Below are 13,280 nucleotides of genomic sequence, written 5' to 3'. Positions count from 1 at the left end.
CTTTTCGGACTGCAATCGCGGGTTCGAAGGGCGTTGTCCTCTCGCCGGATTTTGCCGACGTGACAGGCATCCCCTTGCGGGGGCCACCAACACCAATGAAGCCGCGCTTATAGACGAAGGTTTGGAGGAGTCAACAGCCCTTAGGCCAGCTCGTGCGTCAGGATTGCTGCCTCGGACCGATTCAGGGTTCGACGCGCGTAATCGCCATAGCCCGTGGGGTCATCCACCACATCTGGTCGCGCCTTGCCCAGTCGCAACCGATCGCTGTCTTCCAACGCGTCGAAATGGGCGCTGGCGGGGTGGAAGCTTTCGGTATCCACCCCGTTGGCGCGCACCACGTGGTGATGCGGCAGAAGGATGTGAATATAGGTGACCTCGCGCAGGCCCATATCCACGTTGACGGAATGACCATTCACCAGATCGCGCGCGGCAACCAGCACCTCGGGCGTGTTGAACAGCGCGCGGGCGGCATCCCCGCGCAGCAATAGGCGGTGATCTGGCGAGACCAGCAGTTCCTGATCAGGGCGATCTAGCCCAAAGGCCCCGGGCCGCACCCGAATGGGCCGCAAATAGGGCATCGCGAACAGGCGCGCGCCCGTCATGCGACGTTGACCGATCCACTGGATTTGCTGCGCCCCGCTGTCCAGGGTTTGTACCATGTCGCCTTCGCGCAGGTCCTGAACCAAACGCGGCCCCGAGGGCGTGTCGATCTTTGTTCCAGGTGTAAAACAGATGACACCGCGGCGCGTGTCTGCGACCTCGGCCCCGCCATCGGTGCGCAGCGCGGCATGCACGATCCACAGCTCGCGTTTCTGCGGCGGCACGTCCCCGACGAACATCGCCAAAGGCGCCCCGCCGGTTTCAGGGTCGATCAGCGTCACAGTATAGGATTTCTGGCCATCGGTGACGATGAAATAGCGGTCCCGCAAGGGGGCCTCGTCATCCTGTTGTACCTTCTTGCGCTTGTCCGAAAGCGCCACGCCAATCAGCCGCGACACCATGCGTGCCGCGCTTCGGCGAAGGTTTTCCTCTCCGTCCGCATTTTCCAGTCGCAATAGGTCGTTGCGGCCATCTACGCGCAGCGCGTCCCCGTGCCATGACCAAGCGGCGCCAACCACAAGATTCGTCAAAGGGGCGGCCCGCAAGCCGTCTAGTTCTGTTTGCGACCAAGAAATGACGAACGTGCCCAGATAGCCCGTTCTCATTGCCCGTATGCCTGCCATTTATTTTTTTATTGGCACCACCCATAGCAGAATCCGCACAGCCTGACTAGACCGTTTGCGGCGGAAATCTATCCGGATTCCAATGAATTGTAGCTATTCCGCCGCGCGAACCTGCGCCCCGCTGCGGCCTACCAACTTGGCATACAACGCAGGGTCGGTGTCGCCTTCGGTCCCAAACAGCAACACGCGTGCCTCGCCAGTCAGCTGCAACAGTTGCTCGGCCTTTGAAACCGACAGCGCCGCGCGCAGGCCGACCAGCCCGGCAACGGCGGATTCTCCGGCAACGATGGGTGTCTCGTTTCCGGCATCGGCCAGGTCGCGCATGGCCTGAACCGCCGCAGCATCCGTCACGGCGATGGCCGCATCTGCGTGATCTTTCAGGATTTCCCAGGCCAGCGCGGAAATTTCACCACAGGCCAACCCCGCCATCAGCGTGTCCAGATCGCCCTCGACAGCAGTCGGAGCGCCTGCGTGAAAGGTTTCCAGCCAACAGGCCGATTGATCCGGGTCGCACAACACAATCATCGGGCGCGCATTCCCCCAACGACGCTTGGCCAGCGCAGTCACAGCCGCCGCCATGCCACCCACTCCGGTTTGCAAAAAGATATGGGTCGGAGGCTGATCCAGCGCGTCAAACGCCTCGGCGGCCATGACCTCGTATCCCTGCATCACATCGCGCGGAACATCCATGTAGCCCGGATAGGACGTGTCCGAGACCACGAACCATCCCTCGGACGAGGCCGTTTCCTGCGCCTCGCGGACACTGTCATCATAGTTGCCCTCGCATCGGCGCACCTCGGCGCCATAGGCCTCGATCGCGGTTTTGCGGGCCTCGGACACCCCGGCATGAATAAAGATCACACAGCGCGCGCCGAACGTTTGCGCGCCCCACGCGACCGAGCGCCCATGATTGCCGTCTGTCGCACAGCACACCGTCAGACCCGCCGCCAGTTCCGGGTGCGCCCCTGAGGTTACCTCGGCCATCGAGACCGCGCGCCCCAAGGCCTGCGACATCTGCCCCTGCAACAGGCGCGCCACCGCATAGGCCCCGCCCAGCGCCTTGAAACTGCCCAGACCGAACCGACCGCCCTCGTCTTTATAATGCAACGCGGCGATCCCCAGATCCTCCGCCATGGCCGACAGGCTGATCAGGGGCGTTGGTGCAAACCCCGGCCAACCCTGAATGGTCTGGCGCGCGGTGCTCAGCGCGGCCTCATTCAGGATGGCATCCTGCGCATCCGTCCATGGGGCGGCCAGATTTGCACTGGTGTTCATGCACAGCTCGAACGCCGCATCTGTTCCGGTTCCGTATTTGACAGTATCAGCCATGGCGCACCCCTTTTGCACCTACGCTATCGCAACTTGAGCCCGCCGCCATACCTCAATCGCGACACTCAGGCGGCAGATGACGTCGCCGCCGAGCAAATAGAATCACCGCGCCGAGGGTTTGCGCATTTTCTGCCAGCCGGTTGCGGTTTCGCCCAAATTTTCGGCAGCCGCAGAAGATTCCCCTTCCCTGCCGTTGAATTTATTGCTGCGCCGCAGCGGTAAACCCTTGCATTTCGCCCTGCGCCGCTTAGTAACATTGGCCTAATGAACCGGCCACAATGGCGTGGCCTTGCCAATTTTCGATCCCCGTGCGGATCTTCGCGGCAATGGCGCTGCAACTTCGATCACCAAGAACAACGAGCCCAAGCGGCTCATGTGACGATGGAGCGCCACAATGACCAAACAACGTCTTGTTATTATCGGCAATGGTATGGCCCCGGGCCGGATGCTGGAGCATCTTTTTGACCTGACCGATCAATACGAAGTCACCATTTTCAACGCCGAGCCGCGCGTGAACTATGACCGCATCATGCTGTCCCCGGTTCTGTCGGGCGAGAAGGGCTTTGACGATATCGTCATCCATGATGACGCCTGGTACGCCGAACATGGCATCACCCTGCACAAGGGCCAGAAGGTCACGCAGATCGACCGCGCAGCCAAGACTGTCACCTCGGAAGGCGGCGTAACCGAAGCCTACGACAAACTGGTGATCGCCACCGGGTCCTCGCCCTTTATCATCCCCGTACCGGGCAAGGATCTGCCCGGCGTTCTGGCCTACCGCGATCTGGACGATGTGGACGGGATGCTGGAGGCCTCGGACAAGGGCGGGCGCGCCGTTGTCATCGGGGGTGGCCTGCTGGGTCTGGAAGCCGCCGCAGGCCTGAAGGCGCGCGGCATGGAGGTGACGGTCATTCACCTGATGCCCACTCTGATGGAGCGTCAGCTGGACCCCGCCGCCGGCTACCTGCTGCAGCGCGAGCTGGAATTGCGCGGGATCGAGGTTCTGTGCGAAGCCAACACCAAGCAAATCCTGGGCTCCGACAAGGTTGAGGGCGTAGAGCTGGCCGATGGCACCGTGATCGACGCCTCGCTGGTGGTTATGGCCGTGGGCATCCGCCCCAGCACCCAACTGGCCACCGATGCGGGCCTGGAGGTCAACCGGGGCATCGTGACCACCGCGTCGATGCAAACCTCGGATGCTGATATCTACTCGGTCGGGGAATGTGTCGAGGTCGGCGGCATGGTCTATGGCCTGGTCGCACCTCTGTACCAGATGGCCCGTGTGGCCGCCGCGCATCTGGCTGGCCCCTCCGAAGACGCGTTCAAACACGCTGAAACCCCGACCAAGCTGAAGGTCACGGGCTGTGATCTCTACTCCGTGGGTGATTTCGCCGAAGGTCCCGACCGCGAGGATATCGTCCTGCGCGATGCCAACCGGGGCACGTACAAGCGGGTGATCCTGCAAGACAACAAGGTGATCGGCGCCGTTCTGTATGGCGAGGTTGCCGACGGTGCCTGGTATAACGAACTGCTGAAATCCGGCGAAGACATCGACGAGATGCGCGAAACGCTGATCTTTGGTCAGGCCTATCAGGGCGGCGCTGCGGCCGATCCGCTGGCCGCGCTGGCCAACCTGTCCGATGATGCGGAAATCTGCGGCTGTAATGGTATCTCTAAGGGTCAGATCATGACCGCGATCAAGGATCAGGGCCTGACCACCCTGGCCGAGGTGCGCGCCGTGACCAAGGCCAGCGCCTCGTGCGGGACCTGTACCGGTCTGGTTGAGGGCGTGATGGGCCTGGCCCTGGGCGACGATTTCGTCCTGCCCGAGGCCGAGGGCATGTGCCCCTGCACCACCCACACGCATGGCGATGTGCGCCGCCTGATCAAGGCCAAAGAGCTGAAATCCATCCCCGAGGTCATGCAAGAGCTGGAATGGTCCACGCCTGAGGGCTGCGCCAAGTGCCGCCCCGCGCTGAACTACTATCTGGTGGCGGATTGGCCCGGTGAATATGTGGATGACCAGCAGTCGCGCTTCATCAACGAACGCGTCCACGCCAACATCCAGAAAGACGGCACCTACTCGGTCGTGCCGCGTATGTTCGGCGGTCTGACCACCCCGGACGAGCTGCGCGCCATCGCGGATGTGGCCGACAAGTTCGACATCCCCACCGTCAAGGTCACAGGTGGCCAGCGGATCGACCTGCTGGGCGTCAAGAAAGAAGACCTGGTCCCCGTCTGGAAGGATTTGAACGATGCGGGCATGATCTCGGGCGCGGCCTATGCCAAGGGCCTGCGGACGGTGAAAACCTGCGTGGGCACGGACTGGTGCCGCTTTGGCACGCAGGACTCGACAGGTTTGGGCGTGAAGCTAGAGAAAATCCTGTGGGGTTCGTGGTCGCCTGCGAAACTGAAACTGGCCGTCACCGGCTGCCCGCGCAACTGCGCCGAGGCCACCTGCAAAGACATCGGCGTCATCTGTGTCGATAGCGGCTATCAGATCGTCTATGGCGGCGCGGCAGGTCTGCATATCCAAGGCACTACCGATCTGGGCACCGTGAAAACCGAAGAAGAGTGCATCGAGACGATCTGTGCACTGACACAGTATTATCGCGAAACAGGCTTCTATCTGGAACGCATCTACAAATGGGCCGACCGCGTGGGCTATGACCACATCAAGGACGTCATCTATGACGACCTGGAGCAGCGTCAGGCCTATTACGAACGCTTCGTTTACAGCCAGCAATTCGCGCAGGTTGATCCCTGGGCCGAACGCGTGGCCGGTGCCGAAGCGCATGAATTCTCTCCGATGGCAGATATCAAACTGGAGGCCGCAGAATGAACGTCCAAGCACAACAATGGGTCTCGGTTGGCGAACTGTCCGACATCCCGCGCCAAGGCGCCCGCTGCGTGAAAAACGGCGACATGACCATCGCCATCTTTCGCACCAGTGATGACCGTGTTTTCGCGCTCGAAGATAAATGCCCGCACAAGAACGGCCCGCTAAGCCAGGGCATCGTGCATGATGGCTGTGTCACCTGCCCGCTGCACAACTGGGTGATTTCGCTGGAAACCGGCGAGGCCCAGGGCGCGGACGATGGCCAGACGGCCAGCTTCCCCGTCAAACTGGACGGGCAGACGGTTCTGTTGGGACTGTAATCAGAATGGGCCCTTCGGGGCCCATTTTTAGCGGTCTTCCAACCGCTCTAAAGCGTCCAACTCGTTCAGCAAATCCAGCAGCGCGTCCAGTTTGTCCTGACCAAAGCTGTCCTGAAGCCAAGCGTTCAGGCGCTTGCTTTCCTGCATATTGTCGGAAATCAGCTGCCGTCCGGTGCCCGAAATCGTGACCAACTGCTTGCGCCGATCCGTGGGATGGGGTTCGCGCGAGATCAGCCCTTTGCTTTCCAGCGTTTGCAATATCCGCGTCAGCGAAGGCAGCAGCAGGCAGGAGCGCTCGGCAATTTCGGTCGGGTCCAGCGTCCCGCCCTCGTTCAGAACCCGCAGCACGCGCCATTGCTGCTCGGTCACCCCGACATCCGCCAACATCGCCCGGATGGGCCCCATGACCTTTTCCCGTGCCCGCAACAAAGCAATGGGCAACGAGCGATTCGTTTCGGGTGGCGTATGTCTTTCTGCTTCCATGTCCCTTTTCTGCCTGCGTTTTTTGCGACTGGCAATACGGGGGCTTGACGCAGGCCCTCCATTTGCTTAACATGTTAATGACCAAGCGTAGGGAGGCATCATGGCGCATTTCATCATTGATTATTCCGCCAATCTGGAGGACGCGATCGACTGGCCCGCATTCTGCGATCTGCTGCGCACCGAGGCGATCGCGACCGGTGTGTTCCCTTTGGCGGGCATCCGCGTGCGTGCCTTTGCGGCCAACCATGTCAGCATTGCCGACGGGGACCCCAAACACGGCTATATCGACATCAGCGTCCGCCTGCGCGAAGGCCGTTCGCTGGACGCGCGCAAGACCGCAACCACCGCGCTGTTCGCTGCGGCTGAACGCTTTCTCGATCCCATCATGAAAACCCGCTCCCTGGCGCTGTCCATGGAGATGCGGGACATCGACGCCGAGCTGGCGCCCAAAACGGGCACCATCCGCGACCATCTGAAAGGCTGACCCATGTCTGATCTGCAAACCAATATCGAAAAACTGAACGGCTATCTGGCGCAATTCAAAGACACAGGCGTTCTGAACCGGATCGGTGGCCAGGACCTGCCCGCCAACAGCGGCAAGACCTTCGAAAACCATTCGCCCGTGGATGATAGCTTTATCTGCAACGTGGTGAAATCGGACGAAACCGACATTGACGCCGCGGCCAAAGCAGCGCGTGATGCCTTTCCGGCCTGGCGCGACATGCCCGCCGCCGAGCGCAAGAAAATCCTGCACAAAATCGCCGAAGGGATCGAGGCTCGCGCCGAGGAAATCGCCCTGTGCGAATGTTTCGACACCGGTCAGGCGCTGCGTTTTATGTCCAAGGCGGCGCTGCGCGGGGCGGCGAACTTCAAGTTCTTCGCGGACAAAGCGCCCAGCGCGCGGGACGGCCAGAACCTGCCCTCGCCCACGCTGATGAACATCACCACCCGCACCCCCATCGGCCCGATCGGCGTGATCACCCCCTGGAATACGCCCTTTATGCTGTCCACGTGGAAAATCGCTCCGGCGCTGGCGGCGGGCTGTACCGTGGTCCATAAACCGGCCGAGTTCAGCCCCGTCACCGCACGTATCCTGATGGAAATCGCCGAAGAGGCCGGCCTGCCCGCCGGTGTCTGGAACCCGGTCAACGGCTTTGGCGAGGACGCAGGCCGCGCCCTGACCGAACACCCCGACATCAAGGCCATCGCCTTTGTGGGCGAATCCAAGACCGGCTCGATGATCATGAAACAGGGGGCTGATACGCTCAAGCGCGTCCATTTCGAACTGGGCGGCAAAAACCCCGTCATCGTGTTTGACGACGCCGATCTGGACCGCGCACTGGATGCTGCGATCTTCATGATTTACTCGCTGAATGGCGAGCGCTGCACCTCGTCCAGCCGCCTGCTGGTGCAATCCACCATCGCGGGTGAGTTCATTGAAAAGCTGACCGCGCGGGTGAACAACATCAAGGTCGGCCACCCGCTGGATCCGAAAACCGAGGTCGGCCCGCTGATCCACAAGACCCATTTCGACAAGGTGTGCAGCTATTTCGACATCGCCAAACAGGACGGCGCGACCATCGCCGCCGGTGGCGAGGCGCTGGATCAGCCCGGCTGCTATGTGAAACCAACGCTGTTCACCGGCGCGCAAAATGACATGCGCATCGCCCAAGAGGAAATCTTTGGCCCGGTTCTAACGGCCATTCCTTTCGACACCGAAGAGGATGCGCTGCACATCGCCAATGATGTGGAATACGGGCTGACGGGCTATGTCTGGACGAATGACCTGACCCGCGCGCTGCGCTTTACAGACAAGCTGGAGGCCGGGATGATCTGGGTGAACAGCGAAAACGTCCGCCACCTGCCCACGCCCTTTGGTGGGGTCAAAGCCAGCGGTATCGGCCGTGACGGCGGGGACTGGTCGTTCGAGTTCTACATGGAGCAAAAACACATCGGCCTGGCCATCGGCCAACACAAAATCCCTCAACTGGGCGCCTAAGGCCCACAGGAAACGCGCGAAAGTTTCTACGGAGGAGACATACCATGGGTGAAATCGTACTCGCCGCCAAAATGACCCACGTTCCGACGCTGCAAATGTCGGAACAAGAGGGCCCGATCAAAGGCAAGCGTCAGGCCGCCATTGACGGGCATCTGGAAATCGCACGCCGCGCCAAAGAGCTGGGCGCAGACACGGTTGTGATCTGCGACACGCATTGGCTGGTCAATGCGGGGTTCCACATCAACGCCAATGACAAGTTCGAAGGGCTGCTGACCTCGTCCGAGTTCCCGCAGTTCATCCGCGACATGCCCTATTCGCATCGCGGCAACCCCGAACTGGGCGATGCCATCGCCGAAAAGGCCACCGAACTGGGCGTCTATACCCTGGCGCACCATCTGGACAGCCTGGACCTGGAATATGGCACGCTGGTCCCCATGAGCTTCATGAGCCGCGTGCATGACATGAAGGTCGTGTCGGTCGCAGCGTTCTGCACCGTGCATGATCACGATGAAAGCCGCATCATCGGCGAGGCCATCCGCGCCGCAGTCGAGGCCAGCGACAGCAAGGTCCTGCTGGTCGCCAGTGGCAGCCTGAGCCATAAAATCTGGTCGAACAAGGAATACGCCCCCAACAACGGGACGTTCACCATCAGCTCGGAATTCAACCGTCAGGTCGATCTGCGCGTGATGGAGATGTGGAAGAACGGCGAACATGCGACCTTCCTCAAGATGCTGGGCGACTATGCTGAACTGTGCTGCGGCGAAGGTTCGATGCATGACACCGCCATGCTGTACGGTGCGCTGGGTTGGGACAAGTACGACCAGAAATGCGAGGTCGTGACCGAGTATTTCCCCAGCTCTGGCACCGGCCAGACCAACGTGATTTTCCCGGTCCCATAGGACCGACGCGACGACAGGAGACCCCTTATGCCCGTTCCCGCCCCGAACCTTTATCCGGCGTTCAATATCGTGCGCCTCAGCCATGTTGAACTGATCGTCACCGATCTGGCCGCCAGCCGTGCGTTCTATGTGGACACGCTGGGCCTGCAAGTCACTGACGAGGACGACAGCACCATCTATCTGCGCGCCATGGAAGAGCGCGGTCACCACTGCATGGTGCTGAAAAAGGGCGATACGCCTTCGGTCAGTTACCTGTCCTACAAGGTGTTTTCCGAAGAGGATCTGGACAAAGCGGCCGAGTGGTTCGCGGCCAAAAATCTGCCCGTGGAGTGGGTCGAGCGCCCCTATCAAGGCCGCACGATGCGCACCACCGACCTGTTTGGCGCGCCGATGGAGTTCTATTTCAAAATGGACCGCCTGGCGCCGATCCATCAGGAATACAAGCTGTATAACGGCGTGAAACCCCTGCGGATCGACCACTTCAACTGCTACAGCCCAAACGTGGACGAAAGCGTCGCATTCTATAACGAGCTGGGCTTCCGCGTCACCGAATACACCGAGGACGACGAAAGCAAGAACCTGTGGGCCGCCTGGATGCACCGCAAGGGCGGCATCCACGACATCGCCTTTACCAACGGCAAGGGCCCGCGCCTGCACCACACCGCATTCTGGGTGCCCACACCGCTGAACATCATCGACCTGCTGGATCTGATGAGCACCACAGGCTATCTGGACAACATCGAACGCGGGCCGGGGCGGCACGGGATCTCGAACGCGTTCTTCCTGTATATCCTGGATCCTGACGGCCACCGGATCGAGATTTATTGCTCGGATTATCAAACGGTTGACCCCGATCTGGAACCCATCAAGTGGGATCTGAAGGACCCGCAGCGCCAGACCTTGTGGGGCGCGCCCGCGCCGCGTTCGTGGTTTGAACATGGCAGTGTTTTCGAAAACGTCGAGCTGCAAGACAGCAAGATGAAAGCCCAGCCCATCATCGCCCCCTGACCCGCTTTAAGAAAGTGAACAGCATGAAATTCGCAACTGTATCGACAGAGAATGGCCAGCTATATGGCGCGGTGATTGACGGGGGCTTTGTGGCTTTGTCGGGGGATTTCCCCGAATGGCCCACCCTGCGCGAGGTGATCGCCGCGGACGGTCTGCGCACCCTGACCAAAGCCGCCGAAGGACGCGCGGTGACGCATCCCGAGGGGACGTTTGAATATGACATCCCGATCCCCTCGCCCGAAAAAATCCTGTGCGTGGGGGTGAACTTCCCGGACCGGAATGCGGAATACAAGGATGGCTCTAGCCAGCCCAAGCACATGTCGCTGTTCCCGCGCTTTCCACGCAGTTTCACCGGCCATGGCCGCCCGCTGGTGCGCCCGCCGGAAAACCATACGCTGGATTACGAAGGCGAGGTGGTGATCGTCATCGGCAAGGGCGGTCGTCGGATCAAACCCGAGGACGCCTATGACCACATCGCCGCCCTGACCCTGTGCAACGAGGGCACGATCCGCGACTGGGTGCGTCATGCGAAATTCAACGTGACGCAAGGCAAGAACTGGGACAGCTCGGGCGCGATTGGCCCGTGGCTGGTGCCCTTCACCAACCCGAAACAGCTGGATGACGCGCGCATCATCACCCGCGTCAATGGCGAGGTGCGTCAGGACGATATGCTGTCGCGCATGATGTTCCCCATCCGTGAAGAGATCGCCTATATCAGCACCTTCACCACGCTGGTGCCGGGCGATGTGATCGTGACCGGCACCCCCACCGGCGCGGGCGCGCGGTTTGATCCGCCGAAATACCTGGTCCCCGGCGACGTCGTAGAAATCGAGGTCGACGGCATCGGCATCCTGCGCAACTCCGTGGAGGACGAGGCGTGACCCCTGACCAGCACGTCGAAGCTGCCGAGGCCCTGTGGCGGGCCGAACAGACCGGCCAGCAGATCGGGCTTTTGTCGCTGAAATATCCGGGCATGACCATGGATGATGCCTATGCCGTTCAGGCCGCTCTGATCGCGCGTCGCAAGGCCGTGGGGCGTCAGGTGATCGGCTGGAAAATCGGACTGACCTCGAAGGCGATGCAATCGGCGCTGAACATCGACATCCCCGACAGCGGCGTGTTGATGGATGATATGGCCTTTGTGAACGGAGGCGTCGTGCCCAAGGGGCGGTTTATTCAGCCCAGGATTGAGGCCGAGATCGCCTTTGTCATGAAATCGCCTTTGGCCGGGGCCCATATTACCGCCGAGGACGTGATCGCCGCGACTGACTATGTCACGCCGTCCCTGGAGATCCTGGACACCCGGATATTGCGCGCCGATCCCACAACGGGAAAAACCCGGATCATCACCGACACGATCAGCGACAACGCCGCCAATGCCGGCATCGTTCTGGGCGACGAGAAACACGCCATTGACGCGCAGGATTTGCGTTGGGTCGGCGCGATCGTGTCCAAGAACGGCGAGGTCGAGGAAACCGGCCTGGGCGCGGGTGTGCTGAATGATCCGGTACAGGGCATTGTGTGGCTGGCGCGCCGGATGGACCAATACGGTCAGCGGATCGAGGCCGGGCAGGTGATCTTGTCAGGCAGCTTCATCCGCCCGGTCGAAGCGCCGTCGGGCGCGGTGATCGAAGCGGACTTCGGACCATTCGGCGGCGTATCTATTGCCTTTGCCTGACCCCTTGCCTTTGACCATGCCAATCGGCATCAAGAACGGGGAACACGGGAGAGAGCGATGCTGGAACAGCTGAAACAGATTGTTGGTGCACCCTATGTGCTGACGGGCGAGGATACCGCGAAATGGTCGCGCGATTGGATCGGGAAATACCAGTCCAACCCGCTGGCCGTCGTGCGTCCTGCCGACACAGCACAAGTGTCTGCCGTGGTAAAGCTGGCCAACCAGACCGGCACGCCTGTCGTGCCGATCTCGGGGAACACTGGGCTGGCGGGTGGCGGTTCGGCGGACGGTTCGATCATGCTGTCGCTGGACCGGATGAATGCCATTCGCGAGGTCCGTGCGTCCTCTCGTATCGCGATTGTCGAGGCCGGCGCCATTCTGGCCGACGTCCACAACGCTGCAGAAGAACAAGACCTGATCTTTCCACTGACCTTTGGCGCCAAGGGCTCGGCCATGATCGGGGGCGTTCTGGCCACCAATGCGGGCGGGTCCAACGTGCTGCGCTATGGCAATACCCGCGATCTGGTGCTGGGGGTCGAGGCCGTGCTGCCCACTGGCGAGGTCATGGAAATCATGAGCGAGTTGCACAAAGATAACTCGGGCTACAACCTCAAACACCTGCTGATCGGCGCCGAGGGCACGCTGGGCATCATCACCGCTGCGGTGCTGAAGCTGTCTCCGCGCCCCAAGGCCTATGCGACCGCCATGGTGGCCGCGCCCGATTTGCCCGCTGCGCTGGACCTGTTGAACCGCCTGCAAGAAGCCACAGGCGGCTGTGTCGAGGCGTATGAATACATGCCCCGCCACCATATTGAGATCCACAAAGAGATCAGCCCCAACGCCCGCGAACCCTTTGACGAGGCCTATGACGTCAACATTCTGGTCGAGGTCGGCGCCACCGCCCCACGCGATGCAACGCCGGAACCCGATGGCTCGGTCCCGGTGACCACCTATCTGGAAAACGTTCTGGGCGAGATGTTCGAAGAAGGTGCCGTTCTGGATGCGGTGGTGGCGCAGAATGATACCCAGCGTCAGGAAATGTGGGAACGGCGCGAAGCCGCGGCCGAGATCGCCATGTCGCGCAGTCCGATCATCAGCAATGACATCGCGCTGCCGCTGGATAAGGTCGCGACGTTTCTGGAAATCATGGAAACCCGCCTGCCCGACATTGACGCTGGTGCCCGCCCGATCATCGTGGCGCATTTGGGCGATGGGAACATCCATTACACGGTCTGGCCCGGCTCGCAGGACCCGGACCAGCACGATGCGATCATGGAAGCCGTCGAAGACGAAGTGCTGAAACTTGGGGGCAGTTTTTCGGCGGAACACGGGATCGGGCTGTCCAAGCTGCCCTCGATGCGGCGGCGCAAGAACCCGGTCGCGCTGGCCGCGATGAAGGCCATCAAGGCCGCGCTGGACCCGAATAACATCCTGAATCCGGGGAAACTGCTGCCCTAGGGGGCCACCGCCCTCTTGGCGCGGATAGTTATGTAGGGTAACAA

General features: G+C 61.2%; 12 protein-coding genes. 9 read left to right on the top strand and 3 right to left on the bottom strand.

Annotated features, from left to right (window positions below; translation table 11 throughout):
- Positions 1-140: 140 nt before the first annotated feature.
- Positions 141-1,205 carry a Hint domain-containing protein gene (locus tag ACXADQ_RS08725; protein ID WP_475319001.1) on the bottom strand — a complete coding sequence of 355 codons (1,065 nt, stop codon included), beginning with the start codon at positions 1,203-1,205 and terminating at the stop codon, positions 141-143.
- A gap of 111 nt (positions 1,206-1,316) precedes the next feature.
- Complete coding sequence (locus ACXADQ_RS08720; RefSeq protein ID WP_475318998.1) at positions 1,317-2,552, bottom strand: diaminopropionate ammonia-lyase; 1,236 nt, start codon at positions 2,550-2,552, stop codon at positions 1,317-1,319.
- Between the two features lie 394 nt (positions 2,553-2,946).
- Here ACXADQ_RS08720 and nirB point away from each other — a divergent pair, with 394 nt between their 5' ends.
- Complete coding sequence (gene nirB, locus ACXADQ_RS08715) at positions 2,947-5,394, top strand: nitrite reductase large subunit NirB (RefSeq protein ID WP_475318995.1); 2,448 nt, start codon at positions 2,947-2,949, stop codon at positions 5,392-5,394.
- Positions 5,391-5,711, top strand: a complete 321-nt coding sequence (gene nirD, locus ACXADQ_RS08710; RefSeq protein WP_475318991.1) for a nitrite reductase small subunit NirD — start codon at positions 5,391-5,393, stop codon at positions 5,709-5,711. Before nirB ends, nirD begins: the two co-directional genes overlap by 4 nt.
- A 27-nt stretch (positions 5,712-5,738) precedes the next feature.
- Here the strand turns inward: nirD and hpaR are convergent, their stop codons facing one another.
- Positions 5,739-6,194 (bottom strand): homoprotocatechuate degradation operon regulator HpaR, encoded by a 456-nt coding sequence (hpaR, locus tag ACXADQ_RS08705; protein ID WP_475318986.1) that lies wholly within the window; start codon positions 6,192-6,194, stop codon positions 5,739-5,741.
- A 100-nt stretch (positions 6,195-6,294) separates the two neighbouring features.
- Here hpaR and ACXADQ_RS08700 point away from each other — a divergent pair, with 100 nt between their 5' ends.
- The 7 genes from ACXADQ_RS08700 to ACXADQ_RS08670 are packed head-to-tail and all read left to right on the top strand — an operon-like array spanning position 6,295 to position 13,236.
- Positions 6,295-6,678, top strand: coding sequence for a 5-carboxymethyl-2-hydroxymuconate Delta-isomerase (locus tag ACXADQ_RS08700; RefSeq protein WP_475318980.1), 384 nt, complete (start codon positions 6,295-6,297; stop codon positions 6,676-6,678).
- Positions 6,679-6,681: 3 nt separating this feature from the next.
- Positions 6,682-8,193, top strand: coding sequence for a 5-carboxymethyl-2-hydroxymuconate semialdehyde dehydrogenase (gene hpaE, locus ACXADQ_RS08695; protein ID WP_475318972.1), 1,512 nt, complete (start codon positions 6,682-6,684; stop codon positions 8,191-8,193).
- A gap of 44 nt (positions 8,194-8,237) precedes the next feature.
- Positions 8,238-9,092, top strand: coding sequence for a 3,4-dihydroxyphenylacetate 2,3-dioxygenase (gene hpaD / locus ACXADQ_RS08690; protein WP_475318968.1), 855 nt, complete (start codon positions 8,238-8,240; stop codon positions 9,090-9,092).
- Positions 9,093-9,119: 27 nt separating this feature from the next.
- Positions 9,120-10,100, top strand: a complete 981-nt coding sequence (hpaD, locus tag ACXADQ_RS08685; RefSeq protein WP_475318960.1) for a 3,4-dihydroxyphenylacetate 2,3-dioxygenase — start codon at positions 9,120-9,122, stop codon at positions 10,098-10,100.
- A 23-nt stretch (positions 10,101-10,123) separates the two neighbouring features.
- Positions 10,124-10,981: a fumarylacetoacetate hydrolase family protein gene (locus ACXADQ_RS08680; protein ID WP_475318954.1), complete on the top strand. Its 858-nt coding sequence runs from the start codon at positions 10,124-10,126 to the stop codon at positions 10,979-10,981.
- Entirely contained in the window at positions 10,978-11,778 is an 801-nt protein-coding gene (hpaH, locus tag ACXADQ_RS08675) for a 2-oxo-hept-4-ene-1,7-dioate hydratase (RefSeq protein ID WP_475318949.1), read from the top strand. The genes ACXADQ_RS08680 and hpaH overlap by 4 nt, the downstream gene beginning before the upstream one ends.
- Before the next feature lie 57 nt (positions 11,779-11,835).
- A complete protein-coding gene (locus tag ACXADQ_RS08670) occupies positions 11,836-13,236 on the top strand; it encodes an FAD-binding oxidoreductase (RefSeq protein WP_475318944.1) in 1,401 nt (466 codons plus the stop codon).
- Positions 13,237-13,280 lie beyond the last annotated feature (44 nt).

It is taken from the genome of Thalassovita sp. ABM4_323, assembly GCF_056158665.1.
Note: the sequence above shows the minus strand (reverse complement) of the source record. Positions and strands in the feature narration are given on the sequence as shown.

Coding starts and splice junctions, on each gene's coding strand:
- nirB (WP_475318995.1), top strand. CDS start 2,947: ATGACCAAACAACGTCTTGTTATTATCGGCAATGGTATGGCCCCGGGC.
- ACXADQ_RS08700 (WP_475318980.1), top strand. CDS start 6,295: ATGGCGCATTTCATCATTGATTATTCCGCCAATCTGGAGGACGCGATC.
- hpaE (WP_475318972.1), top strand. CDS start 6,682: ATGTCTGATCTGCAAACCAATATCGAAAAACTGAACGGCTATCTGGCG.
- hpaR (WP_475318986.1), bottom strand. CDS start 6,194: ATGGAAGCAGAAAGACATACGCCACCCGAAACGAATCGCTCGTTGCCC.
- ACXADQ_RS08680 (WP_475318954.1), top strand. CDS start 10,124: ATGAAATTCGCAACTGTATCGACAGAGAATGGCCAGCTATATGGCGCG.
- ACXADQ_RS08670 (WP_475318944.1), top strand. CDS start 11,836: ATGCTGGAACAGCTGAAACAGATTGTTGGTGCACCCTATGTGCTGACG.
- ACXADQ_RS08725 (WP_475319001.1), bottom strand. CDS start 1,205: ATGAGAACGGGCTATCTGGGCACGTTCGTCATTTCTTGGTCGCAAACA.
- hpaD (WP_475318960.1), top strand. CDS start 9,120: ATGCCCGTTCCCGCCCCGAACCTTTATCCGGCGTTCAATATCGTGCGC.
- hpaD (WP_475318968.1), top strand. CDS start 8,238: ATGGGTGAAATCGTACTCGCCGCCAAAATGACCCACGTTCCGACGCTG.
- nirD (WP_475318991.1), top strand. CDS start 5,391: ATGAACGTCCAAGCACAACAATGGGTCTCGGTTGGCGAACTGTCCGAC.
- ACXADQ_RS08720 (WP_475318998.1), bottom strand. CDS start 2,552: ATGGCTGATACTGTCAAATACGGAACCGGAACAGATGCGGCGTTCGAG.